Genomic DNA, 23656 nt, shown 5'->3' with positions numbered 1-23656 from the left:
GCGGACAGGGCGAGGGAAACGCGAGGAGAAAGCGCTTTCGACGGACGAGCGCTACTTAAGGTACGCCAGTCCCGGATGGACGGAGGAGTACCCCTCCACCAGCCTGCGGGCGACGTTGACCGAGTCGACCAGCGGGTGCAGCGCGAAGGCCTTCACGGCCGTCGTACGGGAGCCGGACTCGGCCGCGGCCAGCACCTCCCGCTCGACCGCCTTCACCGAGCAGACCAGCCCGGTGGCGTGGTCGGGCAGCGGGGCGACGGCGACCGGGTGGGCGCCGTTGGCGTCGACCAGGCAGGGCACCTCGATCACCGCGTCGGAGTCGAGCACCGACAGCGTGTTCTGGTTGCGGACGTTGAGGATCAGGGTCGTGCGCTCGTCCCGGGCGATGGCCCGCATCAGCGCGAGCGCCACCTTCTCGTAGCCGCCGGAGAGGTCGTCGGCGTCGCGCTCGCCGGCGCCGGCCGTCTCCCGGTTCTCGGACATGTAGGTGGCCTCGCGCTCGGCGCGGGTGCGGTCCCAGACCTCCAGGGCGGAGGCGCCGGGGTCGCGCATCTGCTCGTAGAAGCCGGCCTGCTGGTCGCGCAGGAAGGCGCCGCGGGTCTTGTCGGCCTCCTGGTAGGCGCGGACGGCCTCGCGGTTGAAGTAGTAGTAGTGCAGGTATTCGTTCGGGATGGCGCCGAGCGAGCGGAGCCAGTCGACGCCGAAGAGCTTGCCCTCCTCGAAGGAGCCGAGCAGGTCCGGGTCGGCGAGCAGACGCGGGAGTTCGTCGCGGCCTGCGACGCGCAGGCCGCGCACCCAGCCGAGGTGGTTCAGGCCGACGTAGTCGATCCACGCCTCGCCCGGGTTCTTCACGCCGAGCACCCGGGCGATACGGCGGCCGAGGCCGACCGGCGAGTCGCAGATGCCGATGACGCGGTCGCCGAGGTGGCGGGACATGGCCTCGGTGACCAGGCCCGCGGGGTTGGTGAAGTTGATGACCCAGGCGTCGGGCGCGAGGCGGGCGACGCGCCGGGCGATGTCGACGGCGACCGGGACGGTGCGCAGGCCGTAGGCGATGCCGCCCGCGCCGACCGTCTCCTGGCCGAGGACGCCCTCGTCGAGGGCGACCCGCTCGTCGTTCGCCCGGCCCTCGAGGCCGCCGACGCGGATCGCGGAGAAGACGAAGTCGGCGCCGCGCAGGGCCTCGTCCAGGTCGGTGGTGGCGGTGACCTCGGGTGCGTCGGGCACGCCGGCCGCCTGTTCGGCGAGCACCCGGGTCACGGCGTTCAGACGGCCCGCGTCCAGGTCGTGCAGCACGACGTGGGTGACCCGCCCCTCGGCGCGGTCCGTCAGGAGCGCCCCGTACACGAGCGGCACACGGAATCCTCCGCCGCCGAGAATCGTCAGCTTCACGTCTGCACCTTTCCCGCCACGACGACCTCGACGCCCGCCTCCTGCAAGGAGGCCCGCGTCGCCGGGTCGACCGGCTCGTTCGTCACCACCACGTCCAGGTCCTCGGGACCGCACACCTTCGCCATGCCGTGCCCGGGGAACTTCGCCGCGTCGGCGAGCAGGACGACCTTGTCACTCGACTTGATCATGGCCCGCTTCACCGGCACCTCGACGACCGTCGTGTCCATCACCTGCCCGCCCGGCCGCACTCCACTGGTGCCCAGGAACAGCCAGTCGGCATGCAGCTGGCGCAGATTGTCCTCGGTGAGGAAGCCGACCAGGGAGCGGTACTCGCGGCGGAGCATGCCGCCGAGCAGCACCAGCTCGATGCCCTCGTCGTCGGCGAGCTCCTCGTAGACCACCAGGTTGCTGGTGATCACGGTGAGGCGGCGGCCGTGCAGCTGACGGGCCAGCCGGAAGGCGGTGGTGCCGATGTCGAGCAGCACGGACTGGCCGTCCTGGACCATCGCCGCCGCGTGCGCGGCTATGGCGTCCTTCTCGGCCACGCGCACCTCGGCGACCTCGGCGAAGGGCTGGTCGCCCTCCTCCACGACCGCGCCGCCGTGCACACGTGTCAGCAGGCCGTCGTCCTCGAGTTTGAGCAGGTCACGCCTGATCGTGGCGGGGCTCACACCCAGCTGCTCGGAGAGATCGGTCACGGCCGCGGGGCCGCCCGAGCGCAGGGCCCGCAGGATGAGTTGGTGTCGTCGTTCTGCCAGCACGCCGTGAACACTACTCGGCATCTTCAATCATCGCCATGCTCATTTCTGCTCGGGTATTGACCAATCCCTCGGAGCGGCGCACGATTCCGGTCACCAAATGAAGAGTTTTGACGAGCTCTCCGAGCGGGTCCCGAACGAGAGGACGTTTCCGTGGACGACGACCGGCCCGATGTGCTGCTGACCGGGCTGCTCTTCTACGACCTCGTTCTCACGGGGCTCGGGAAGCCGCCGACACCGGGCGAGGAGATCTGGACCGGCGGCATGGGCTGCGGCCCGGGCGGCATCGCCAACCTGGCGGTGGCCGCCGCCCGCTTCGGTCTGCGCACCTCGCTGGCCACGGTGTTCGGCGACGACCTCTACGGCGCGTACTGCCGGGACGTCCTGCGCGACCAGGAGGCCATCGACCTCTCGCTCTCGCGCACCGCGGACGGCTGGCCCACCCCCGTCACCGTCTCCCTCGCCTACGGCACCGACCGGGCGCTCGTCACCCACGGCCAGGAGCCCCCGTACTCGCAGGACGCGCTGATGGGCGACCCGCCCGAGGCGCGCACCGCCCTCGTGCACCTCGAGGCCGAGCCCCGCGAGTGGCTGGCCAAGGCCGCCGCGAACGGCACCCGCATCTACGCCGACGTCGGCTGGGACCCCACCCAGCAGTGGTCGACCGACCTGCTCGACCAGCTCTCCCTGTGCCACGCCTTCCTCCCCAACGAGACCGAGGCCCTGGCGTACACCCGCACCGACAGCGCGGTCGCGGCGCTCGGCACGCTCAGCGAGCTGGTGCCGGTGGCCGTGGTGACGCGCGGCGGGGACGGCGCGGTCGCCGTCGACCAGACGACCGGTGAGTACGCGGACGTGCCCGCCCTGGACATCGATGTCCTCGACGCCACGGGCGCCGGGGACGTCTTCGGGGCGAGCTTCGTGGCGGCCTCGCTGGAGGGCTGGCCCCTGGAGGAACGGCTGCGGTTCGCCGTCCTCGCCGCCGGCCTGTCCGTCGGCCGGCACGGCGGTGCCCTGGCCGCCCCCGGCTGGTACGGCGTCGACCGCTGGTGGCGCTCGCTGACCGATCCCGAACTGAGGCGGACGTACGGCTTCCTGGCGGAGCGGCTCCCGGACGATCCCGGGCCGCCCGTCGCGTACGCCCCCGTGACCCCGCCCGCACGGCGGCACTGACTTCCCCCCACGCCCCTCATGCGAAGTCCCGAAAAGATCCGAAAGGCGGTGGGAGCTGTGCGGCTCTCACGAAGAGGCCTGCTCCGCGCGGGCCTGGCCGGTACGGCCGCCACGGCGCTCGGCGGCCTGGCGTCCGGCTGTGCCGTTCCGACCGGTTCGACCGGCCGGAACATGGTCCTGTGGTACTGGAGCGGCGGCCTGAGCGACACGGTCGTCAAGAACGCCAAGGCGCGTTACGGCAGCTCCGTGGAGCTCGACGCCATCCAGATCGGCGGCTACTACCGGTCGAAGCTGATCACCACGATGGCGGGCAACGCCCACATCCCCGACATCGCAGGGCTCAAGGGCGAGGACATGGCGTCCTACCTGCCGAACTCCGACCAGTTCGTGGACCTCAGGACGCTCGGCGCCGACAAGCTCAAGAGCCGGTACCTGGACTGGAAGTGGCAGCAGGGCGTGGCCCCGGACGGCAGCCTCGTCGGCTTCCCGATCGACGTCGGCCCGGTCGTGCACTACTACCAGCCCGCCGTCTTCGAGAAGGCCGGGCTGGCCCACGAACCCGACGACGTGTCCCGGGAACTGGACACCTGGGAGAAGTTCTTCGCCGCCGGCGAGCAGCTGAAGAAGCGGATACCCGGGACGTACATCCTGACCGACGTCGGCAGCGTCTTCGAGATGTCGATCGGCCAGAGCACCACCCGGTTCGTCGATGAGGACCGCAACTTCATCGGCGACGGCACCAATGTGCGCACCTGCTGGGAACGGGCCGTGGAGGCCAAGCGGCGCGGAATCGTCTCGAACATCGTGACCGGCACACCCGACTCGATCTCGGCGACCGAGAAGGGGAAGCTGCCCAGCCAGCTCAACGCCTCCTGGGCCGCCGGCGACCTCAAGCTCGCCTACCCGAAGACCAAGGGCAACTGGCGGGTGGCCGGCTGTCCGGGCGGCCCCTCGAACGTCGGCGGCTCCTTCCTCGCGATCACGAAGGCGTGCCGGGAGCCCGAGCGGGCCTTCGAGGTCATCACCTGGATGCTGAACGCGGACAACCAGGCCCAGGGCTTCGTCGAGGCCGGCCTCTTCCCCTCGACCCCGGCGTCGTACGAGATGAAGAAGCTGCGCGAGCCGGACCCCTTCTTCGGCGACCAGATCACCATGGACGTCTTCGGACCGGCCGCGGAGAAGATCCCGGTCGCCTTCAACAGCCCCTACGACGTCGCCCTCGGGCAGCCGATCAGGGACGAGATCAAGAACGTCGGAGTCCTCGGCAAGGATCCGAAGAAGGCCTGGGAGGACGCCATGAGCAAGTGCCGGCGTATCGCCAAGCACCTGGGGGTGAGCATCTGATGGCCGTCATCGAGCAGACCCCGCCCGCCGTGAACCGGCCGCAGCCCGCCACGGCCCGGCCGAAGAAGGGCCTGCGCAAGCACTGGCACCTCTACGCCGCGATCTCCCCGTTCTACCTCCTCTTCCTCGCCTTCGGCCTGATCCCCGTCGGCTTCTCGCTCTACCTGTCCTTCCACCGCTGGGACGGCCTCGGCTCGATGGAGTGGGCGGGGCTCTCGCAGTACCAGTACCTGCTGAGCGACAGCGACTTCTGGCAGTCGATCGGGAACACGCTGATCATCTGGGCGCTGGCCACCTTCCCCATGATCTTCCTGGCGATAGTGACGGCCGTGATGCTCAACTCGGCGGTCCGCTTCAAGAACGCCTACCGGTTCGCGTACTTCCTGCCGAACGTCACCTCGGTCGTGGCGATCGCGATCGTCTTCGGATCGATCTTCTCCACCAACTTCGGCCTGGTGAACGCCCTGTTGCAGGCGGTCGGCCTGGACCAGGTGGCCTGGCTGAACACCCCGTGGGGCATCAAGGTCGCCATCGCCACGCTGATGACCTGGCAGTGGACCGGCTACAACGCGATCATCTTCCTCGCCGGTCTCCAGACCATCCCGAGCGATCTGTACGAGGCGGCCCGCATCGACGGCGCCGGTCCCGTGCAGACCTTCTTCCGGGTCACCCTGCCGCTGCTGCGGCCGACGCTGCTGTTCGTGCTCGTCGTCTCCACCGTCACCGGTCTGCAGAGCTTCTCCGAGCCGCAGGTGCTGCTCCAGACCACGGCCAACGAGTCGACGTTCTCGGGCGGCCCGGACCACGCCGGCCGGACGATGGTCCTCTACTTCTTCCAGCAGACCTTCGACAACAACGACTTCGGGTACGGCGCCGCCGTGGCGTGGGGCATCTTCCTGGTCGTCGTCCTCTTCTCGATCATCAACTGGCGCCTCGTGCAGCGCCGGGGCGAACAGTAGGAAGGCCGCGACATGGCATCCATCAAGGGCTCCGGACGCCGGGGCATCGCGCTGCACGCGTCGCTGATCATCGGTGTGCTGCTGTCGGCGTTCCCGTTCTACTGGGCCGTCATCATGTCGACGCACACCTCGTCGGAGATCTTCTCCTACCCGCCGAAGCTGCTGCCCGGTTCGCACTTCCTGGAGAACGTCCGCAGCCTGTTCGACACGATCGACTTCTTCGGGTCGATGGGGAACTCGCTGCTGGTGGCGACGGTGGTGACCTTCCTGGTCCTGTTCTTCGACTCGCTCGCGGCCTTCGTCTTCGCCAAGTTCGACTTCCCGGGCAAGAACGTGCTGTTCGCGCTGCTGATGCTGATCTTCATGGTGCCGGCCCAGATGTCGGCGATCCCGCAGTTCGTGATCATGGCGAAGATCGGCTGGATCGGTTCGATGACCGCGCTGATCGTGCCGGCGGCGGCCAACGCGTTCGGCATCTTCTGGATGCGCCAGTACATGAGGAGCGCGATCCACGACGAGCTCCTCGACGCCTCCAAGCTGGACGGCGCGAACTTCCTGCGCCAGTACTGGCACGTCGCGCTCCCGGTCGTCCGCCCCGGGCTGGCCTTCCTCGGCATCTTCACCTTCATGGGCCAGTGGAACGACTACGCCTGGCCCCTGATCGCCCTGACCAACCCGGACAACGTCACCCTCCAGGTCGCGCTGTCCCAGCTCAACGGCACCCACGGCACCACCGACTACGGCATGGTGATGACCGGCGCGGTCCTCGCCCTGATCCCGCTGCTGATCGTCTTCGCCATCGGCGCCCGCCAGATCATCGGCGACCTCGCGAAGGGGGCCGTCCGCGGATGAACGATCCGTCGATCCTCGGTCCCGGCGCCGTCGATCCCCTGATCGCCCTGCGCCCCTGGGAGGCACCCGAGGTGACCTCCTGGGGGCGGCTCCCCATGAACGCCGTCGACCGGCGCCGCGGAGGACTCCCCCTGGACGGCGACTGGCGCTTCCAGTTGCTGCCCGCTCCGCACGCGCCGGTCGGCGGTGCCTGGGCGAACGCGCACGTCCCCGGCTCCTGGACCCTCCAGGACACGGCCGACCTGCCGCAGTACACCAACGTCCGCATGCCGTTCCCCGAGTTCCCGCCCCACACCCCCGCCGCCAACCCGACGGGGGTGTACGAGCGCGAGGTGGACGTGCCCGCCGACTGGGCCGGCCGCCGGATCGTGCTCCAGGTCGGGGCCGCCGAGAGCGTGCTGCTGGTCCACGTGGACGGGCGGCCCGCCGGTGTCTCCAAGGACTCCCACCTGGCGGCCGAGTTCGACCTGACGGCACTGGTGCGTCCGGGCGCGCGGGCCACCGTACGGCTGACCGTGGTGAAGTGGTCCGACGCCTCGCACATCGAGGACCAGGACCAGTGGTGGCACGGCGGGATCACCCGCTCGGTGCTGCTGTACGCGACGGATCCGCTGCACCTCGCGGACGTCACCGTGCGGGCCGCGTACAGCGGCGAACTGCGGGTGGACTGCCGGGTGCGGGACACGGGCGGTGCGCTGCCCGAGGGGTGGTATCTCACCGGCGACCTGGACGGGCTGCCGCTCGCGCAGGACGCGGAGTTCGACCGCGCGAACACCGAGGACGAGCGGGTCTCCGACTTCCTCGGCGAGGCCAGGCTGCTGGCCGCCGTCGCCGACGTGCGCACCTGGAACGCGGAGACGCCCGAGCTGTACGACCTGACCGTGCGCCTGCACCGCCGCGACGGCACCGTCGCCGACACCTCCCGCCACCGCATCGGCTTCCGGGACGTCGAGGTCGTCGGCCGGGACCTGCTCGTCAACGGGGAGCGGGTGTTCGTCCGAGGCGTCAACCGGCACGACTTCCACCCGCTGACCGGGCGGACGGTGTCGTACGACGACATGCGCGCCGATCTGGTGCTGCTCAAGCGCTTCGGCTTCAACGCCGTGCGCACCGCCCACTACCCGAGCGACCCCGCCCTGTACGACCTCGCCGACGAGCTCGGCCTCTACGTCGTCGACGAGGCGGACATCGAGTCGCACGACCACGCCCACGAGATCGCCGACGATCCGCGCTATCTGAGCGCCTTCGTCGACCGTGTCTCGCGCATGGTGCTGCGCGACAAGAACCACCCGTCGGTGATCATCTGGTCCCTGGGCAACGAGTCCGACTACGGCGCGAACCACGACGCGGCGGCCGGCTGGCTGCGCCGGCACGACCCGACGCGGCCGGTCCAGTACGAGGGCGCCGCCAAGCTGGGCTGGGCGGACCCCGACGTCGCCTCCGACATCGCGTGCCCGATGTACGCGCCGCTGGAGGACTGTCTCGCCCACGCGCTCTCCGGGAAGCAGACCAAGCCGCTCATCCAGTGCGAGTACTCGCACGCCATGGGCAACAGCAACGGCACGCTGGCCGACCACTGGGCTGCCATCGAGGCCACCCCGGGTCTTCAGGGCGGGTTCATCTGGGAGTTCTGGGACCACGGAATTCTTCAGCGCGTGAGCGACGGAAGACCGGCCGGGCGTGGGGGCGCCGGCCTCTACGACAACGGTGTCGCCGCGCCCGGGTACCGCTGGGCGTACGGCGGTGACTTCGGCGAGTCCCTCCACGACGGCGCGTTCATCGCGGACGGCGTGGTGTTCCCCGACCGCACGCCCAAGCCCGCGATGTACGAGCACCGGGAGATCGCGGCGCCGCTGCGTATCGAGTGCTACAAGCACGAGGGCATCGTGCTCGGCAACCACCAGCACTTCCGCGGCCTGGACTGGCTCGCCGGCGAGTGGCGGCTGGACCTCGCCGACGGTACGACGCTGACCGCGCCCGCCGCGCTGCCGCGCCTGTGCCCCGGCGAGACGGCCGCCGTGCCGCTGCCCTTCGCGGTGCCTCGCGACGGCGGCGAGGCCTGGTTGACGCTGCGGGTGACCGTGGCCGAGGACCAGCCGTGGGCGTCGCGCGGCACCGAGGTGTGCGTGCCGCAGGTGCGGCTGCGCGGGCCGGCCGCCGCCGAAGCCGTTCCCGTGGACCGGCGGGTGCAGGTCGACGGCGAAGGGCTCCTGGTCCACCCGCTGCTGACGGCCGCGCCGACGCTGTCGCTGTGGCGGGCGCCCACCGACAACGACGAGCTCGGCGGCATGGCGCAGCGCTGGCGCAGCTGGGGGCTCGACGCGCTGGTGCGCAAGGCCGTGTCGGTGCGCCGGGACAGCGGCCGGGTGACGGTGGAGGCCGAGTACGCGGGCACGACCGGTGTCGTACGGCACCGGCAGGTGTTCACACCGGTCGAGGGCGGCGTCCGGGTCGAGGAGGAGGCCGAGCTGCCGGAGGCGTTCGACGACGTGGCCCGGGTCGGCACGGTCTTCGAGACGGTCGCCGGACTCGACCTGCTGGACTGGTTCGGGCAGGGCCCCTGGGAGTCGTACCCCGACCGCAGCGCGGGCGCGCCCGTCGGCCATCACTCGGTCCCCGTCGAGGAGTTGTTCACCCCGTACCTGCGGCCCCAGGAGAGCGGCGGCCGGCACGGCGTGCGGCGGTTCACACTGTCGGCGCCGGACGCCACCGGGCTCTCGGTCGTCCTGGACGAACCCCGCCAGATCTCGGTGACCCGTTACCGCGCGGAGGACCTCGCCGCCGCCGGCCATCACGACGAGCTGGTCCCGCGGCCCGGCTGCGTGGTGCACATCGACGCCGCGCACCGCGGCCTGGGCACCGCTTCCTGCGGGCCCGACACCTCACCCTCGTATCTCGTCGCACCGGGCATCCACCGCTGGAGCTGGACCCTGCGCGCGCTCTGAACCCCCCACGCCCTCCACTGTCACCTTTCCTCACGGATCTTCCTTACGGAGCACACGTGTGTACTTCGCATGACCAGGAACAGGGCGAGGCCGCGCAGGCCGGTGCCGGCAGACGCGGATTCCTGCGCGCCACCGCGCTGCTCGGTGCCGCGGCCACGGCCGGGGTCGCCCTGCCGAGCGTGGCGGAGGCGTCCTCGGCGCCGGCCGGCCGGCGTCCCGACCCGGAGAGCCGCCGCTTCACGCTGGCCGTGATGCCGGACACCCAGTACCTCTTCGACGGGCCGAGCATCAACCCCGCGCCCATCGAGGCGTCCCTGCGCTATCTGCTGGAGCACGGCCGGGACGAGAACATCGTGTTCCTGTCCCATCTGGGCGACCTCACCGAGAACGGCGCCAAGGAGGAGTTCGCGGCGATCGGCACGGCGTTCGAGCTGCTGGACCGGCGTGGCGTCGGCTACAGCGTCCTCGCCGGCAACCATGACGTGAAGTCGTCCACCGACGACCAGCGGGGTGCGACGCCGTACCTGGACACGTTCGGGCCGCGGCGGTTCCAGGGCAAGTCCACCTTCGGCGGGGCCTCTTCGGACGGCTACAACACCTACCACCTGTTCGAGGCGGCGGGCCGCGAGTGGATGGTGCTCGCGCTGGACTGGCGGCTGTCGGCGCGGGGCTACGCCTGGGCGAAGGACGTCCTCGCCCGGCACACGAAGACGCCCGTCGTCCTCACCACGCACGAACTGGTCGTCGACGACGACACGCTGTCGTCCTACGGGCAGCAGCTGTGGGACCGGCTGATCAAGGACCACGACCAGATCTTCCTGACCCTGAACGGGCACTACTGGCCGGCGGGCCGGGCGGTCCGGAAGAACGCGGCGGGCAACGACGTCCATCTGCATCTGACGAACTACCAGAACCGCTACTTCGGCGGCGCGGCGATGATCCGCCTCTACCACTTCGACCTGGACCGGAACGTCATCGACGTCGAGACGGTCTCCCCGTGGATCCTGGGCCGGGCCGCGAAGGGGCTCAACGAGCTGGAGCGGCAGGAGATCGAACTCAGCGGCGACGCGGACCGGTTCTCGGTCGACATCGACTTCGCGGACCGCTTCTCCGGCTTCGCCCCGGTGCCGCCCCGTGCGGCGCGCCCCGCGTCGAAGATGCTGATCCGGGGCACGGCCGCCTACTGGCGCTTCGACTCCCCCGTCTCCGGCACGATCCGTGACCTGTCCGGCCGGGGCAACGACCTCACCGTGGTCTCCGTCGGCGGCGGCACCCTCGGCTGGTCGGCCGACCACCACCCCGACCAGCCCGGTCACGGCAGCCTGGAGTTCACCGGCTTCAAGTCCCCGTTGAAGGGCGCGTATCTGCGCACGGTCGACGGCGCGCCGCTGAACTCGGCCACCTTCCGGGACGGCTACACGATCGAGGCGTTCTACCGGGTGCCCGCGGACTGGGACGCCTCGCACCACGCCTGGGCCGGCCTGGTCAGCCGTACCGGCACGGGCGGCGCCGCCGGCAAGACGGAGGGCGACCCCGACGAGCCGCTCGCCACGCTCTCCCTCTCCGACGGCCCCGGCCCGCAGTGGGCGGTCCGGCCGCTGAACCAGCAGGGCATCGCCACCAACTGGGGCGACGAGACCGCGCGCGAGACCTGGTGGCATGTCGCCGTCGTCAACGACGGCCGGCACACCACGATGTACGTCCAGGGCTGCCCGGTGGCCCGCAACCCGCACGCCACCGCGATCGGCCTGACCTCGGTCGGCCTGCCGTGGCTGCTCGGCGGCTACGAGTACGGCGGCAGGATCGACCAGATCCTGTACGGCCGCCTCGGCGACGTCCGGATCGTCGAACGGGCGCTGCCCGTCACCTCCTTCATGAACCGCTGACGCACAGCCGAGGATGATGATGACCGAGCAGCAACTGCCCACCTGGGCCGACCCGTCCGTCTCCCCCGCCGACCTGGATCCGCAGGGCGTCTCCCGACGCGGACTCCTGCGCGGCGCGGGCCTGTTCGGCGCGGCCTTCGCGCTGGGCTCCGCGGCCACCGCCGTGCCCGCCGCCGCGGCCGAGCGGCGTCTCGGGGGCGACGACCCCCGCCTCGCCTACCTCGTCGGCGACCACCACATCCACACCGTCTACAGCCACGACGCCAAGTACACGTTCTCCCAGCTGGCCGCCGCGGGCGCCCGGTACGGGCTGGACTGGATGGTGTTCACCGAGCACTCCAACTTCGGGCACGCCAAGTACGGCGCCGCGCTGGAGCACGAGGAGATCCGCCGGGCCCGCGCCGAGAACCCCCGACAGCTGATCTTCCAGGGCCTGGAGTGGTACATCCCGGCCGCCGAGCACTGCACGGTCTTCGCCGCGCCCGGCCGCCACGAGGTCGATCTGCTCTCCCGGTTCGAGAGCGCCTACGACGGCAAGCTGCTCGGCTACACCGAGGGTGCCCCGGGGGCCACGGACACGGCCCGCAACGAGGCGCACGCGGTGAAGGCCATCAAGTGGCTCGCCGAGCAGCGCCGCAACGGCTACGTGGACGACGTGCTCGTCCTCGCCAACCACCCGCTGCGCCTCGGCATCGACTCCCCGCACGAGATGCGCAACTGGCGGGACGCGGCCCCCGAGATCATGATCGGCATGGAGGGCGCGCCCGGTGCCCAGGGCGCGGCGATCCCGGGCTGGCGCGGGGCGACGTCGATGCGCGGCGAGTACGAGAACAAGCCGTCGGCGCAGTCCTGGCCGGGCTACCCGGCGGAGGCGTATCTGACGTACGGCGGCTTCGACTGGGCGACGGCGACGGTCGGCGGCCTGTGGGACTCGATGCTGGCGGAAGGCCGCCCGTTCTCGATCACGACGAACTCCGACGCCCACCGCATCGTCTTCGACACCTGGAAGAACGGTGACTGGCCGGCCGGCCAGAACTTCGACAACACCGGCAGGTTCCCGGACCCGGTGAACACCGACACCCCGCAGCCGGGCAGCGACTTCTGGCCGGGCCAGTTCAGCCGCACCCACGTCGGCGTGACCCGCTACGGCTACCGTGCGGTGATGGCGGGCCTGCGCGCGGGCCGGGTCTGGCTGGACCACGGGCATCTGCTGGACGGCCTCGACGTCCGCCTGAAGCGGGACTGCGACCACGGCAGGGGCGTGACGCTGGGCGGCCGGCTGCGCGTCCGCAAGGGAGAGCGGCTGACTCTGAACGTGACCGTGACGACGGCCTCCCGCCCCAACCCGCAGGGCGTCCTGCCGGAGTTGGCGCACGTCGACGTGATCCGCGGGTCGGTGCACGGCCCGGTGACGGACCGTGACGCCTGGCGGGCCCCTGACACGAAGGTCGTGTCGACGACGGACGTGTCCGGCCGCAAGGGCACCTACACCCTCCGCATCCCCCTCACCGCCGGCGACAAGCCCTTCTACGTCCGCCTGCGGGGCAGCGACGGCAACCGCAACGGCGCCGGTCACCTCGGCGCCTCGGTCGACCCGCACGGGCCGATCCCGCACGCTCCCGGCGACGGTGACCCGTGGACCGATACGTGGTTCTATTCGAACCCCGTATTCGTCGACGTGGCAGGAGCCTGAGCCTGATGAAGCGTCAACTGACCGCTGTGGCCGCCTTATGCGGCGCCCTCGCACTGGGCACCACGGGCACGGCGTCGGCCGCCGGTGACCCGGGCCGGGTGGAGACCGGCACGGCGTACACCGACACCCTGGGCGGCGGGCAGGGACTCGCCGCCCGGGCGGACGGCTCGCTGCTGTACCGGGGCCTTGCCGACATCCCGCTGGACCTGCGGATCAAGGGCTGGAACCACGTCGGCGACCCCGACATCGCGCGCGGCCACACCTTCGACGCCTACCAGGGCCCGGACACGGCCACGTCGAAGATGTACGCGGTGACCACCCCGTCCGGCAAGCGCTACGAGTACGTCCACCAGCTCAACCCGGGCGAGAAGCTCAACAACTCCTTCGCCACGGTCTCGCCCGACGGCCAGTGGCTGGTCTCCGGCGAGTGGGGCGAGCAGCGAAGACTCCAGGTCTTCCCCGCTCCCCTGCTCAACCCGGCCACGCCCCCGACCGGCGGCGACCTGAAGGAGGCGTGGCAGATCACCCTGGACCGGCCCGTCCGCGACATCCAGGGCTGCGACTTCGTCACGGACATCCGCCTGCTGTGCGCCTCGAACGACGCCACGGGCACCCTGTTCCCGGAACTCCACCCGCTCCTCCAGGTCGACCTCCCCCGAAAGGTCGACGGCCGGCCGATCACCGCCACCGTGAAGCCCCTGCTCGCCCTGCCCCGACGGAGCGTGTGCAAGGGGGCGTTCGAGACCGAGGGCATCGACTACGACGTGAACACCGGGACACTGCGGGCGCAGATGATCCCACCGGGGGTGTGCGCCGTGGCCACGGCCGTGTACTCGTACAGGCAGGCGGCGAACTGACCGAGTGGTCGCGCAAGGCCACGGTGCCCGGAGAAACGGTCACCGTGGCTTTCGTCTTTCGTACCGGACCGACAAGTCGGCGCCACCTCTTGGCCATTGACCCGCCAGAAGCCGGAAACACCCGCACTTCGGGATGATCTGGGGCACGATGGGGAATGGCCGTTGCACGACCACACGGCATGCCGCAGCGGGCGGGGGGCTTCGGAAGGGGGCCGCGCATGCTCAAAGACGTATTCACGGGGGACGGGCGCCGATTAGCCGTCGAGATCAGTGGAGATCCCGGCGGCTCACCCGTGTTCCTGCTGCACGGCACCCCCGGCAGCCGGCTCGGTCCGGCGCCCCGGCCGATGCTCCTGTACCACCAGCAGGTCAGGCTCATCACCTACGACCGCCCCGGCTACGGCCCCTCCGACCGCCTTCCGGGGCGTCAGGTCGCCCATGTCTCCGCCGATGTCGCCGCCATCGCGGACTCGCTCGGCGTCGAGCGCTTCGCCGTGGTCGGCCGCTCCGGCGGCGGCCCGCACGCGCTCGCCTGCGCGGCCCTGCTGCCGGACCGGGTGACCCGGGCCGCCGTCCTGGTCAGCCTCGCGCCGCGGGACGCGGACGGGCTGAACTGGTTCGCGGGGATGGCGGCCTCCAACGTCAGCGAGTACACGAAGGCTCTGGACGGACCCGAACTGCTCGCGGACAGTCTGAGAAAACGTTCAGTCGACATTCAGTCCGATCCCGGCAAGTTGTTGGCACAACTGCGCTGGGAGCTGACCGAATCCGATCTGAGAGTGGTCGCCAACGCGGTCATCCGCGGGATGCTGCTGCGCAACTACCGAGAGGCGCTCAGCGTGTCCGCCGACGGCTGGGTCGACGACGCCCTGTCGTTCTGCGTCCCGTGGGGCTTCTCACCGGCGGACATCTCCGTACCCGTCCTGCTCTGGCACGGCGAACGGGACGGGTTCTCGCCGGCCAGCCACACCCGGTGGCTGGCCGAACGCATTCCCGGGGGCCGGGCCGTCGTGCACCCCGAGGAGGCGCACTTCGCATCGCTGCGGGTGCTGCCGGACGTCTTCACCTGGCTCCTGGGCGGACGTTCGCGGCTCACGGCCGACCGCACCTGAGCCCTCCGGTCACACCGCCGGCGGTTCCAGATCCCGGTGGATGCGCTTGCCCTCGCGGACGCTCACCGTGTGCGGGTGGTTCTCCCCGAGCATGCGGACGAACTCGGCGTGGCTGCTCTCCTGGAGCTGTTCGGCCTCGGGGATGCGCCCCAGGGATCGCAGCGTCACGCCCAGATTGGCGCGCGAGACGACGGTGTCCGGGTGCCGGTGGCCGAGGGTCTCCTGGAAGCCGGCCACCGCCATCCGCTCCAGTCCCTCCGCCTGGCGCAGCTCGTTCAGCTCCGCCATCACATTGGCGAGGTTGACGGCACAGGCCAGCGTGTACGGGTGCCCTTCGCCGAGGGCCTCCCGCAGGATGTCGAAGTTCTTCTCCAGCAGCGCCCGCGCCCTGCTCACCTCCCCCGAACCGCGCAGGAAGATCCCGAGGTTGTTGACGGCGGCCAAGGTCGCCGGATGCCGCTCCCCGGGTGCCGTGCGGTACTGGCGCACGATGTCCTGGGCCAGCGACAGAGCCTCCTCGCGCGCACCGGTGGCATACAGGTCGGTGGCGTAGTTCAGGGTGCAGTCCAGCACGTCGGGGGTGGACGCAGGCGTGTCACGCAGCCGGTAGTGCTCCCGCGTCTGTTGGGTGAGCGCCCGGGCCTCGTCCACCCTCCCCGCTTTGCGCTGCGAGACAGCGAGGCTCTTCGCACTGCGCAGGGTGTCGGGGTTGGCCTCGCCGAAGAGTCGCTTGTACGACTCGTAGCTGCTGCTCAGCAACGAGATGGACGCCTCGTACTCGCCCGTCTCGCGAAGATCACGGCCCAGGTTGGTGATGCTGATCAGGGTGTGCGGATGGGCGGCGCCCAGGTCGTTGCGCCGCAGGTCGTAGATCTCCTGGTCGACGTCCCTCGCCTCGGTGTAGCGGCCGAGGAGGCGCAGACACACCGCGCGGTTGTTGTTGGCGCTCAGGGTGCGCGAGTGATCCTCGCCGAAGTACTCCCTGAAACCGTTGTACGCCTCGGTCGCCAGCTCCAGGGCGTCCTCGAACCGGCCGATGCTGCCCAGGTCGGTGGCGAGGCCGCTGGCCGTCATCATGATGTGCGGGTGGCCCAGTTGCAGCAGGGCGCGCTGCTGCGCGAGGGTGTCGGAGCCGAGTTCCTCCGCCTCCACGTACTTGCCCAGCGAACGCAGCACGTTGGCCATGTGGAACCGCAGGTGCAGCAACTGGGTCTGGAGTTCCGTCGCGTACCGGCGCTCCTCGTCGAGAGTGCGCGGGGCCCGCGGGTCGACCGTGCCGTTCGCCCCGGTCACCCGCGCCTGTCCGGCGGACTCCTGCTTCTCCAGGTCGGCGATCCGTGCACGGCTGTCGGTCAGCTGGTGCTCCCACAGCTCCCGCAGACCACCGGCGAAGGAATGGGCGGCGTTCAGGTCGCCGCGCTTCCACAGGTAGCGGACGCGGTCTATGAGCAGCTGCCGGGTCTTCGGCTCGTCGCAGGTACTCGCCTCGGAGGCCTCCAGGTGCGGCCAGATCGCGGCGAAGATGGGCTGGTTCTTGGGGTCGTCGATGGGCTCCTCGCCCGAGGGACGTGCGCCGGCGAGGATGCGGTGCACGACGTGCTGGGCGTCCTCCTGCTCCCGAGCCGTGAGCTGGGAGCGGATCACCGCCTGCACCAGCCGGTGCACCTGGATCGACTCGGTGGCCCGGTCCACCTTGGCGAGGGCGAACCGGCCGATCTCCCGGATCACCCGGCCGAGCACCATCTTCTCCTGCAGCGAAGGGTCCAGCTCGGACAGCACGCTCGTCATCTCGTCGCCGTACAGCAGCTCCATGGAGATGGGTTCGGCGGCGAAGAAGGCACACAGCTGGAGCAGACGAACGGCGGCCGGGGAGCGTTCCGTCAGCCGCTCGATGGACACGTTCCAGGTGGCGCCGACCGGCTCGGGATAGTTCGCGGGCTGGCTGAGCGACAGCACCCGCGCCGCCTGCTGCTCCAGTTCGGCGAGGTAGGTGTCGACGGGTGTGGCGGTCTCGGCCAGCCAGGCGCCGGCCTGGTCGAGGGCGAGGGGCAGGTCACCCACGGCCGAGGCGACCCGGTCGGCGTCCTCCGTGGTGAGGTCGGCGGCCCGTCGCAACAGGTGCTCGATGCTCTCCTCGCGCAGGAACGGGTCGATCTCCAGGGCCTCGCCGAAATGCAGCCAGGTCTGGTTGCGGGAGGTGACCAGCACATGCCCGGTGCCGCCGGGGAAGTGCTTGCTGACCTCCTGCGGCTCGTCGGCGTTGTCGAACACCAGCAGCCAGCGCAGCGTCGAGGACGACTGGCGCAGATGGTCACAGACCTCCTGGGCGGCCTGGGCGGCGTCGTCACCGACCCGCAGGCCCAGCCTGCGCGCGAGATCGGTGAGGGCGGAGACCACGAGTTCGTTCTGCTCGGACGGGATCCACCACACCAGGTCGTAGTCCGCGGCGAAGCGGTGCACGTACTCGAGCGCGATCTGGGTCTTGCCCACACCGCCCAGCCCGTAGAGCGCGCACGGCGCCGAGGAACCCGCCGAGTTGCTGCTGCCGAGTCCGTCGCGGAGCTTCTCCAGCAGGGCGCTGCGGCCCGTGAAGGAGGAGTTGCGCGGCGAGACGTTCCAGAACTTCGGCACCGTGTCCGGGAAACGGGCGTCCCTGAGCGCGGTCTCCTCGGTCAGCTCGGCCGGCAGCGGCGGCTTGCCGAGGGCCCGCAGCAGCGCCGACGTGGCGGTCTTCTCGCTGGTGCGCACGAGGTCGACCGACGGCCGCTCACCGAACGTGGGCGACGGACGCAGGTCACCGACCCTGACGCCCACCACCTGGCGGCGGCCCGAGAGGTCGCCGCCGGTGGCCGCGTCCCACACCTGACGGGCCCGCGCGGAGCGCTGGAAGGCCGGGGAGAGGACGAAGACGGTGCGGTCGGCGGGCTTCTCGGCGCCGTCCCCCTCGCAGCCGACGTACTTGCGGGACACCTTGAACCCGGCCCGGGACAGCTGGACGGCGATCCAGTCCGCCCACATGCGGTCCTCGGACACATAGCTGAGGTGCAGGTCGACGGGGAGGGCGAGGCGGGGGCGGGTGAACTTGGCCGTGACGGTCTCGCGCACTTCCTTGGGCATGCGCGGCAGGGAGATGACCGCCTGTTCGCTGATCATGCCGGTGAGCCGCTCGAACGCGGACAGCAGCGACGTCGCGTTGCCGGCCTCGTCGCCGAAGGTGGCCAGCGTCTCCTCGTAGGCGTAGTAGGGCCGGTACGGGACTTCCACCGACCCCCAGTAATGGGTGAGTTCGTCCTCGGTCATGCCGGAGGGGAACCCGTCGAACTTGGCGCGGGCCAAGGCACGTCCGGCGTCCGCCTTCTCCTTCTCGCCCTCGTCGATGCGCATGGGGACGGGCAGGATGCGGATACGGCGGCTGCGGAAACGGTCGCGGATGTCGTGCGCGACGGCCGAGGCGCCGTCGATGCTCTGGTCGCTGAGGGTGAAGCAGTCGACCAGGACGTCGGGCAGGTGGGCGGTGCAGATGTCAGCTATGTCGGACAGCCCGGTACGGCTGTCGATGAGGACGTAGTCGTAGTTCTGCCGCATGTCGTCGCGCAGGGCGTCGAAGAAGAGCCCGCCGCCGAGGTCGTCGTAGAAGTGGTCCCAGTCGAAGGTGCTCACGAGCCCCGAGTACTCGCGGTCCTGCCGTCCCGCGGACACCAGGTCGAGAGTGCCGGGCTCGGGAAAGTGCTGCCAGTCCAGGGAGACGGCGTGGCGCTGGATGCGCGCGTAGTCCAGATGCCAGTCCGGCGGCCGTTCGTCGAGGTCGCCGAGGTCACCGTCGCTGGTGGCGGCCCAGGCGTACTCCTTGAGCATGTCGATGACGCCGGTGGTGGCGCCGACCGTGGCGGGGTCGAGGAACGGGTGGAAGAAGCGGTGCAGGCCCGGTGCCTCGAGGTCCCAGTCCACTGCGAGGACACGCTTGCCGTTGGCGGCCAGTATCCACGCCGCGTTGGCGAGAGCCATCGTCCGGCCGGTGCCGCCCTTGTACGAGTAGAACGTGACGATCCGGCCCGCCCGGCCTTCCTGTTCGTCAAGGCTGCTCATCGCGGTCTTCCTCCTCGGCGTTCCGGCGGTGTCCTTGGGGTCGGCTGTCCTGGTCGTCCTTCCCGCACAGCCGGAATCGCTCGGTGCCCTTCCCGGCCGGCGGCCTGGGCTGGGCCCGTTTGCGGTATTCGCCCTCCGCCCACTGCACGACTTCGGGGAGCACCTTGTCGAAGGCCTGGCGGTCCGGTACGCCGCGGACCGCGGGTCTGCACGCCTGCCGGCCGATCCGGATGCGGCGCGGCAGCGTGTCCTCGGCCTTCGCGGCGAGTTCGTACTCGGCCTCGTCACTGTCGGGATCGTTCTCGTTCCACGGCACCACCAGGCCCGTCGGCGGAAGATCGCTCCGGTCGAACTCGCCGAGCGCGGCGCGGCGTGCGGGATCGCGCAGCACCCAGCGGTCCAGGAGCACGACCTCCGGCCCCTCGGCCGGACCCGCGGTGTGGTCGAACTCGCGGACATCGGGGCGAAAGGCCAGACCTTCCGCGATGTCCGCGGCGAGTTGGGCGAGGGGCCGGCTGGACGTGGGCTGGTACGGGTTCCAGTCGACGGCCGACGGACCGTAGTAGTCGGGGGTGCGCCCCTCGGGCAGCTGATCCCTGGAGGGCGCCGCCACGCTGATCCGCAGAGTGCGCCCGGTGGTCGAGGTGGTCCTGGGGGTGGCCGCGAAGGCGTCGGGCGCCGCGTCGAGCTGGACCCGGTTGGCGTGGCTGACGACGATGTTGTCGCCCACGTCGACGATGCGCCGGGCCAGGTGCAGGACGGCCTTCTCGTAGTCGCTGCGGAACGCTTTGAGCTTGGCGAGCCCGTACAGGCCGAACGTGCGGTAGCGCTGCCCGAGTTCGGGGTGCGCGTACTGGACTTCCTTGACGCATGGCGGGAGTCGGTGATCGGGCACCGGGGCCCACAGCGCGGGCACCACCGCGCTGGCGACGCCCGGCTGATCCTCCTCGCGATGGCGCGCCTCGCGGGTGGCGAAGGCGCCCCACTCCCTGCCGCACCAGGAGCTGATGAAGTACCGCGGCGAATACAGGGGAACGAACACCCGGCAGCGGGCCAGCGAATCGCCGAGCTCACTGCTCCAGATCTGCCCCACACGCATCGAACCGTCCATGAATCCCGGCGCACCGGCATGGGCGGTCATGTTCTTGATGTGCTCGCACAATTGCTCAAAGAGGCGATGGACCCACAGGTCCGGGTTCGTCGCACCAGCTCCGTCCTGCGGCATTCGGGCGTAACTGAGAAAGAAATAGGGGGCAGTAGCGTCCCCCCATGGTCCCATCGGCTCCACGCGATCCCCCGATCCCGTCCCCCGCCTCCCGTACCGCCCTGCGGGGGTGGACACTCAGTGTAGGAACCCCGCAGCGTTTTGTGACGGGTCTGTGAAAAGGCGGCGGGATCGATTTCCGGACAGCCATTGGGTCGCGAAGTCCACGGCCTCGTCGAGCGGGAAGAGCCGGGCGTACGCGTCCCCGACGCGCCCGCCGTGTACGACCGGATCGGGCCGGGCGGCGTCGCCTTTCTCGAAGTCTGCGCCCAGCGCCCCGAAGTCCCTGTCGTCCAGATCGACGTCCTCGTACCCGATCCAGCGGCCGACCCCGCCTTGCCCGACCACACAGCGATACCTCCGCCGGGGCGGGTCGGGCACCCGGTACTCGGCGAGGTGGAACGCGCTGCACACCTCGAAGCCGACGCCCATGAGCAGCACTTGGGCACCGGCCTCGTAGAGCCGGCCCAGCGGGGAACTCTCGCCCAGGTGGCATGCCCCGTCGTGTCCGGCCAGCAGTTCCTCGGCCCGGGCGCCGACGGCGGCGAACGAGGTCTGCGGATGAGTGCTGCGCACTCGCCCTTCCGTGCGTCGCACGGCCTCGGCCAGCTGTCCCATGCCCTCGGACGGCGTACGGTCCGGATCGAAGGGCGGCATCTCCTTGTGCAGTGCCTTGATTTGATCGGTCGTCATGTTCCGGATGCGGTCCCGGTACGCCGGTGAGGTGTCGGAGTTGCCGGCGGTGAACGTCGGAACGACGAGCGTGCCCTCGGGGCCCAGGACGTCTCGCAGCGCGTCCAGGGCCATGTCGGGCCCGAAGCCGACTCGGCGCAGCGAGGCGTGGGCCAGGACGGTGGCCCCGGGGCGCAGCCCCAGGGTCACGAGGTCCTCGGCGAGCGAGGGGGTGTCGGTCACAGGCTCCGCCCGATGCCGTCGACGAACCGCCGTCCGAGCGCGGTCAGCGAGCCGGCCACCGACAGCTCTGCCCATCGGTCGTGGGTGCGGCCGGCCGCTTCGGGGTCGTGTCGCAGGGCGTCGGTGGCGGCACGCACGTATGTGTCGCCGAGCAGGGTTCCGGTGCGCGCGTCCGACTCGTCGTACAGGTCGCACACGTCGAGCAGAGAGTCCAGGACGCCGAGCCGGAATCCGCGCACGAGTTGCACCGCGACGCGTTCCGGATCGGGTTCGAGGTGGACGCCCAGCGCGCCGAACCCCCCGCCGGGCACGAAGTGTTCGGGGTCCGGCGGCGCGGCGAGCGGAGTGATCACGCGGACCCCCGCCGCGATCCCGGAGGCGACAGGCGGAACGGCCTTGCGGATCAACGCCCAGGCCTGCGGCAGCACATGGAGCCCCAGCTCGGTCTCGGCGTCCGTCAGCCGCCCGGCGACGGGAGTGCCGAAACAGTCGCGATGGGGGTCGCAGTCGTCCAGGACGACGTCCAGCCCGTCGCAGCGGACCCGACGCAGCGGCTCCCAGTCCGGCCCCGTGAGGTGCCCAGCCGTCAACTCGACTGTGGACGCGACGGGTTCGACGCGCAGCCTGCCCCGTCCCGGCAGGTGCGCGAAGCCGTCGCTCGTCGGCACAGCCACCTTGTCGACCGCCCCCTCCGGCAGCGCCACGGCGGCCAGGAGCGAGGCCAGGTGGCCGGGTGCGGCGGCCCCGTCGAGGCAGCGCACGGCCCAGGTGCGGGTGGAGGGGTGGGACAGCAGCGCTTCGAGCAGTGTGGCGTCCCGCTGCCCCAGGTCGAGGGCGAGCTGCCAGTCCCGCGTCCAGGGCTCGCCCGCCCGCACCCCGATCTCCCCGTGCACGGCGGTCAGCAGCCCCCGGGTGACGTCCTGCCGCGCCCGCGCCAACTCCCGTACCCCGACGCCCTCGTCGCTCCCGTCGGCCAGGGCGTCGAAGCCCTCGACGGGGCGAGTCGCGCTCGCGTCGGTCCGGGCGTCGATGGAGAGGATCAGTTCCTTGAGATCCGCGCAGAACACGGACGGGTTGTCGAACCCGGTGCCGTCGGAGCGGTAGCGGTGCGCGAACAGCCCGCCGCCGCAGGAGCGCACCACGGGGCAGGCCCGGCACTGGGCGGACAGGTCGTCCAGGCCGTGCTGCCGGGCGGCGATGCCCGGATGGGTGGCCACCTCGTCCAGGGAGTGCTGGAAGACATCCTTGCCGGTGACCGGCGCCCCGTCGTAGGCGGTCTTCAGTGAGTCCGCCTGCTCGTAGGTGCCGTCGGTCTCGACCACGACGACATCGGCGGCCTCCAGCCCCATCGACTCGGTGAGGCTGGGGCCACCACCGAGGGTGCTGACGACCGAGTCGAACAGCCGCACCGGCATCGGGCGGCCCTGCTCGCTCCAGCGGTCATGAAGGGTGAGGAGCCAGTCGGCGTACGGGGTGTCGTGGCCGTCGGGACGCAACGGCGGCTCGTCCCAGGTGGCGTGGGGCAGCAGGAAGTCGATGCGCGGGGGCCGCAGGTCGGCCAGGGCGTCGTAGACGGCGACGGGGTCGTTGCGCACGTCGATGGTGCACAGGATGCCTGCGTAGAGGTGGCGGTAGCGGTCCTGGTCGAGCAGGGCGACGGCCCGCAGGACCTTGTCGTGGCTGCTGCGGCCGTTGGCGAAGAGGCGGTGGCGGTCGTTGGCGGCCCGGTCGCCGTCGAGGGAGACGCCCACCCGGACGCCGTACTCGGCGAAGAGGTCGAGGTGGCGCTCGTTGAGCTGAACCGCGTTGGTGTGAATGCGCAGATCGAGTTCACAGACGCCACGTAATGCGTTGGCCAATGCCTCGCAGACGGCGCGTAAGCGCGCCGGGCCGGCAAGCAAAGGCTCGCCTCCGTGCAGAATGACCTGCACGGAGGCGAGCTGATGTTTCTTGGCATGCTCCGCCAGCCGAAGGGCGGTCCAGGAGATCGTTTCCTGTGAGATCACCCTGGGTCGCGAACTCCAGCTCTGGTCGGCGTGCTCGTAGATGTAACAGTGCCGGCAGGCGAGATCACATCTGCTGTGCACTTTCAGTACGAGCTGCCGCAGCGGGACGGTCGGACCGGTCATGACGGAGTATGCGTAGTCCTCAGATGGACGACTGGAAGGTTACCCCGGCCCCCCTGCGCGTCTGCGTGGACGAACGAGCTCGACGTACGCCTCGGACGCTCTTCGGGTCGTGCGGAGCGTCGAGACGCTGCCCGGACGTGTGAGCTTCGACGGCCTCGGGCCGCACCGCGATGCTGGCAGTGGCTCTGGTAGGAACGGTCACGGTATTCCCTGATCAGGAGGGGTGAGGTGGGTGAGCGACTGGTCACTCAGACAGCACGTTACAGCCGCGGAGCCGCAAGTACCCCGCTG

Annotated in this window: 15 protein-coding genes; 9 read left to right on the top strand and 6 right to left on the bottom strand. The window is 70.6% G+C overall.

What is annotated here, in order from left to right; translation table 11 throughout:
- Nucleotides 1-51 precede the first annotated feature (51 nt).
- Both ACGFW6_RS29020 and ACGFW6_RS29015 read right to left on the bottom strand, forming a co-directional pair.
- On the bottom strand, nucleotides 52-1392 hold the full coding sequence (locus ACGFW6_RS29020) for a 6-phospho-beta-glucosidase (protein WP_393516037.1): 1341 nt from the start codon (nucleotides 1390-1392) through the stop codon (nucleotides 52-54).
- A complete protein-coding gene (locus ACGFW6_RS29015) occupies nucleotides 1389-2153 on the bottom strand; it encodes a DeoR/GlpR family DNA-binding transcription regulator (protein ID WP_393516034.1) in 765 nt (254 codons plus the stop codon). Before ACGFW6_RS29015 ends, ACGFW6_RS29020 begins: the two co-directional genes overlap by 4 nt.
- A 150-nt stretch (nucleotides 2154-2303) precedes the next feature.
- On the opposite strand from ACGFW6_RS29015, the gene ACGFW6_RS29010 reads away from it, so the two are divergent.
- The 9 genes from ACGFW6_RS29010 to ACGFW6_RS28970 all read left to right on the top strand — a co-directional run bounded on the left by ACGFW6_RS29010 (nucleotide 2304) and on the right by ACGFW6_RS28970 (nucleotide 14971).
- Nucleotides 2304-3323, top strand: coding sequence for a carbohydrate kinase family protein (locus ACGFW6_RS29010; RefSeq protein ID WP_393516031.1), 1020 nt, complete (start codon nucleotides 2304-2306; stop codon nucleotides 3321-3323).
- Nucleotides 3324-3380: 57 nt separating this feature from the next.
- Nucleotides 3381-4667, top strand: coding sequence for an extracellular solute-binding protein (locus tag ACGFW6_RS29005; protein ID WP_393516028.1), 1287 nt, complete (start codon nucleotides 3381-3383; stop codon nucleotides 4665-4667).
- Nucleotides 4667-5626: a carbohydrate ABC transporter permease gene (locus tag ACGFW6_RS29000; RefSeq protein ID WP_393516025.1), complete on the top strand. Its 960-nt coding sequence runs from the start codon at nucleotides 4667-4669 to the stop codon at nucleotides 5624-5626. Before ACGFW6_RS29005 ends, ACGFW6_RS29000 begins: the two co-directional genes overlap by 1 nt.
- A 12-nt stretch (nucleotides 5627-5638) precedes the next feature.
- Nucleotides 5639-6478 (top strand): carbohydrate ABC transporter permease, encoded by an 840-nt coding sequence (locus ACGFW6_RS28995; RefSeq protein WP_393516022.1) that lies wholly within the window; start codon nucleotides 5639-5641, stop codon nucleotides 6476-6478.
- The gene (locus ACGFW6_RS28990; RefSeq protein ID WP_393516019.1) at nucleotides 6475-9423 is read left to right on the top strand and encodes a glycoside hydrolase family 2 TIM barrel-domain containing protein; all 2949 of its coding nucleotides are present in this window, start codon (nucleotides 6475-6477) and stop codon (nucleotides 9421-9423) included. The genes ACGFW6_RS28995 and ACGFW6_RS28990 overlap by 4 nt, the downstream gene beginning before the upstream one ends.
- Nucleotides 9424-9479: 56 nt before the next feature.
- Entirely contained in the window at nucleotides 9480-11309 is a 1830-nt protein-coding gene (locus ACGFW6_RS28985) for a LamG-like jellyroll fold domain-containing protein (RefSeq protein WP_393516016.1), read from the top strand.
- A gap of 19 nt (nucleotides 11310-11328) precedes the next feature.
- Nucleotides 11329-13002, top strand: coding sequence for a PHP domain-containing protein (locus tag ACGFW6_RS28980; RefSeq protein WP_393516013.1), 1674 nt, complete (start codon nucleotides 11329-11331; stop codon nucleotides 13000-13002).
- A 5-nt stretch (nucleotides 13003-13007) separates the two neighbouring features.
- The gene (locus ACGFW6_RS28975; RefSeq protein ID WP_393516010.1) at nucleotides 13008-13859 is read left to right on the top strand and encodes a hypothetical protein; all 852 of its coding nucleotides are present in this window, start codon (nucleotides 13008-13010) and stop codon (nucleotides 13857-13859) included.
- Between the two features lie 218 nt (nucleotides 13860-14077).
- On the top strand, nucleotides 14078-14971 hold the full coding sequence (locus ACGFW6_RS28970) for an alpha/beta fold hydrolase (protein WP_393516007.1): 894 nt from the start codon (nucleotides 14078-14080) through the stop codon (nucleotides 14969-14971).
- Between the two features lie 9 nt (nucleotides 14972-14980).
- On the opposite strand, the gene fxsT is transcribed toward ACGFW6_RS28970, so the two are convergent.
- From fxsT to ACGFW6_RS28950, 4 genes are all read right to left on the bottom strand, one after another.
- Nucleotides 14981-19057 carry an FxSxx-COOH system tetratricopeptide repeat protein gene (gene fxsT / locus ACGFW6_RS28965; RefSeq protein ID WP_393516004.1) on the bottom strand — a complete coding sequence of 1359 codons (4077 nt, stop codon included), beginning with the start codon at nucleotides 19055-19057 and terminating at the stop codon, nucleotides 14981-14983.
- Nucleotides 19044-20336 carry a TIR-like protein FxsC gene (locus ACGFW6_RS28960; protein WP_393516001.1) on the bottom strand — a complete coding sequence of 431 codons (1293 nt, stop codon included), beginning with the start codon at nucleotides 20334-20336 and terminating at the stop codon, nucleotides 19044-19046. The genes fxsT and ACGFW6_RS28960 overlap by 14 nt, the downstream gene beginning before the upstream one ends.
- 63 nt (nucleotides 20337-20399) lie before the next feature.
- The gene (locus ACGFW6_RS28955) at nucleotides 20400-21236 is read right to left on the bottom strand and encodes an aminoglycoside N(3)-acetyltransferase (RefSeq protein WP_393515998.1); all 837 of its coding nucleotides are present in this window, start codon (nucleotides 21234-21236) and stop codon (nucleotides 20400-20402) included.
- On the bottom strand, nucleotides 21233-23365 hold the full coding sequence (locus tag ACGFW6_RS28950; RefSeq protein WP_393515995.1) for an FxsB family cyclophane-forming radical SAM/SPASM peptide maturase: 2133 nt from the start codon (nucleotides 23363-23365) through the stop codon (nucleotides 21233-21235). Before ACGFW6_RS28950 ends, ACGFW6_RS28955 begins: the two co-directional genes overlap by 4 nt.
- Nucleotides 23366-23656: the final 291 nt, after the last annotated feature.

Source organism: Streptomyces sp. Y7, from assembly GCF_043195415.1.
Taxonomy (GTDB): domain Bacteria; phylum Actinomycetota; class Actinomycetes; order Streptomycetales; family Streptomycetaceae; genus Streptomyces.
This window is presented reverse-complemented; position numbering and strand designations above follow the sequence as displayed.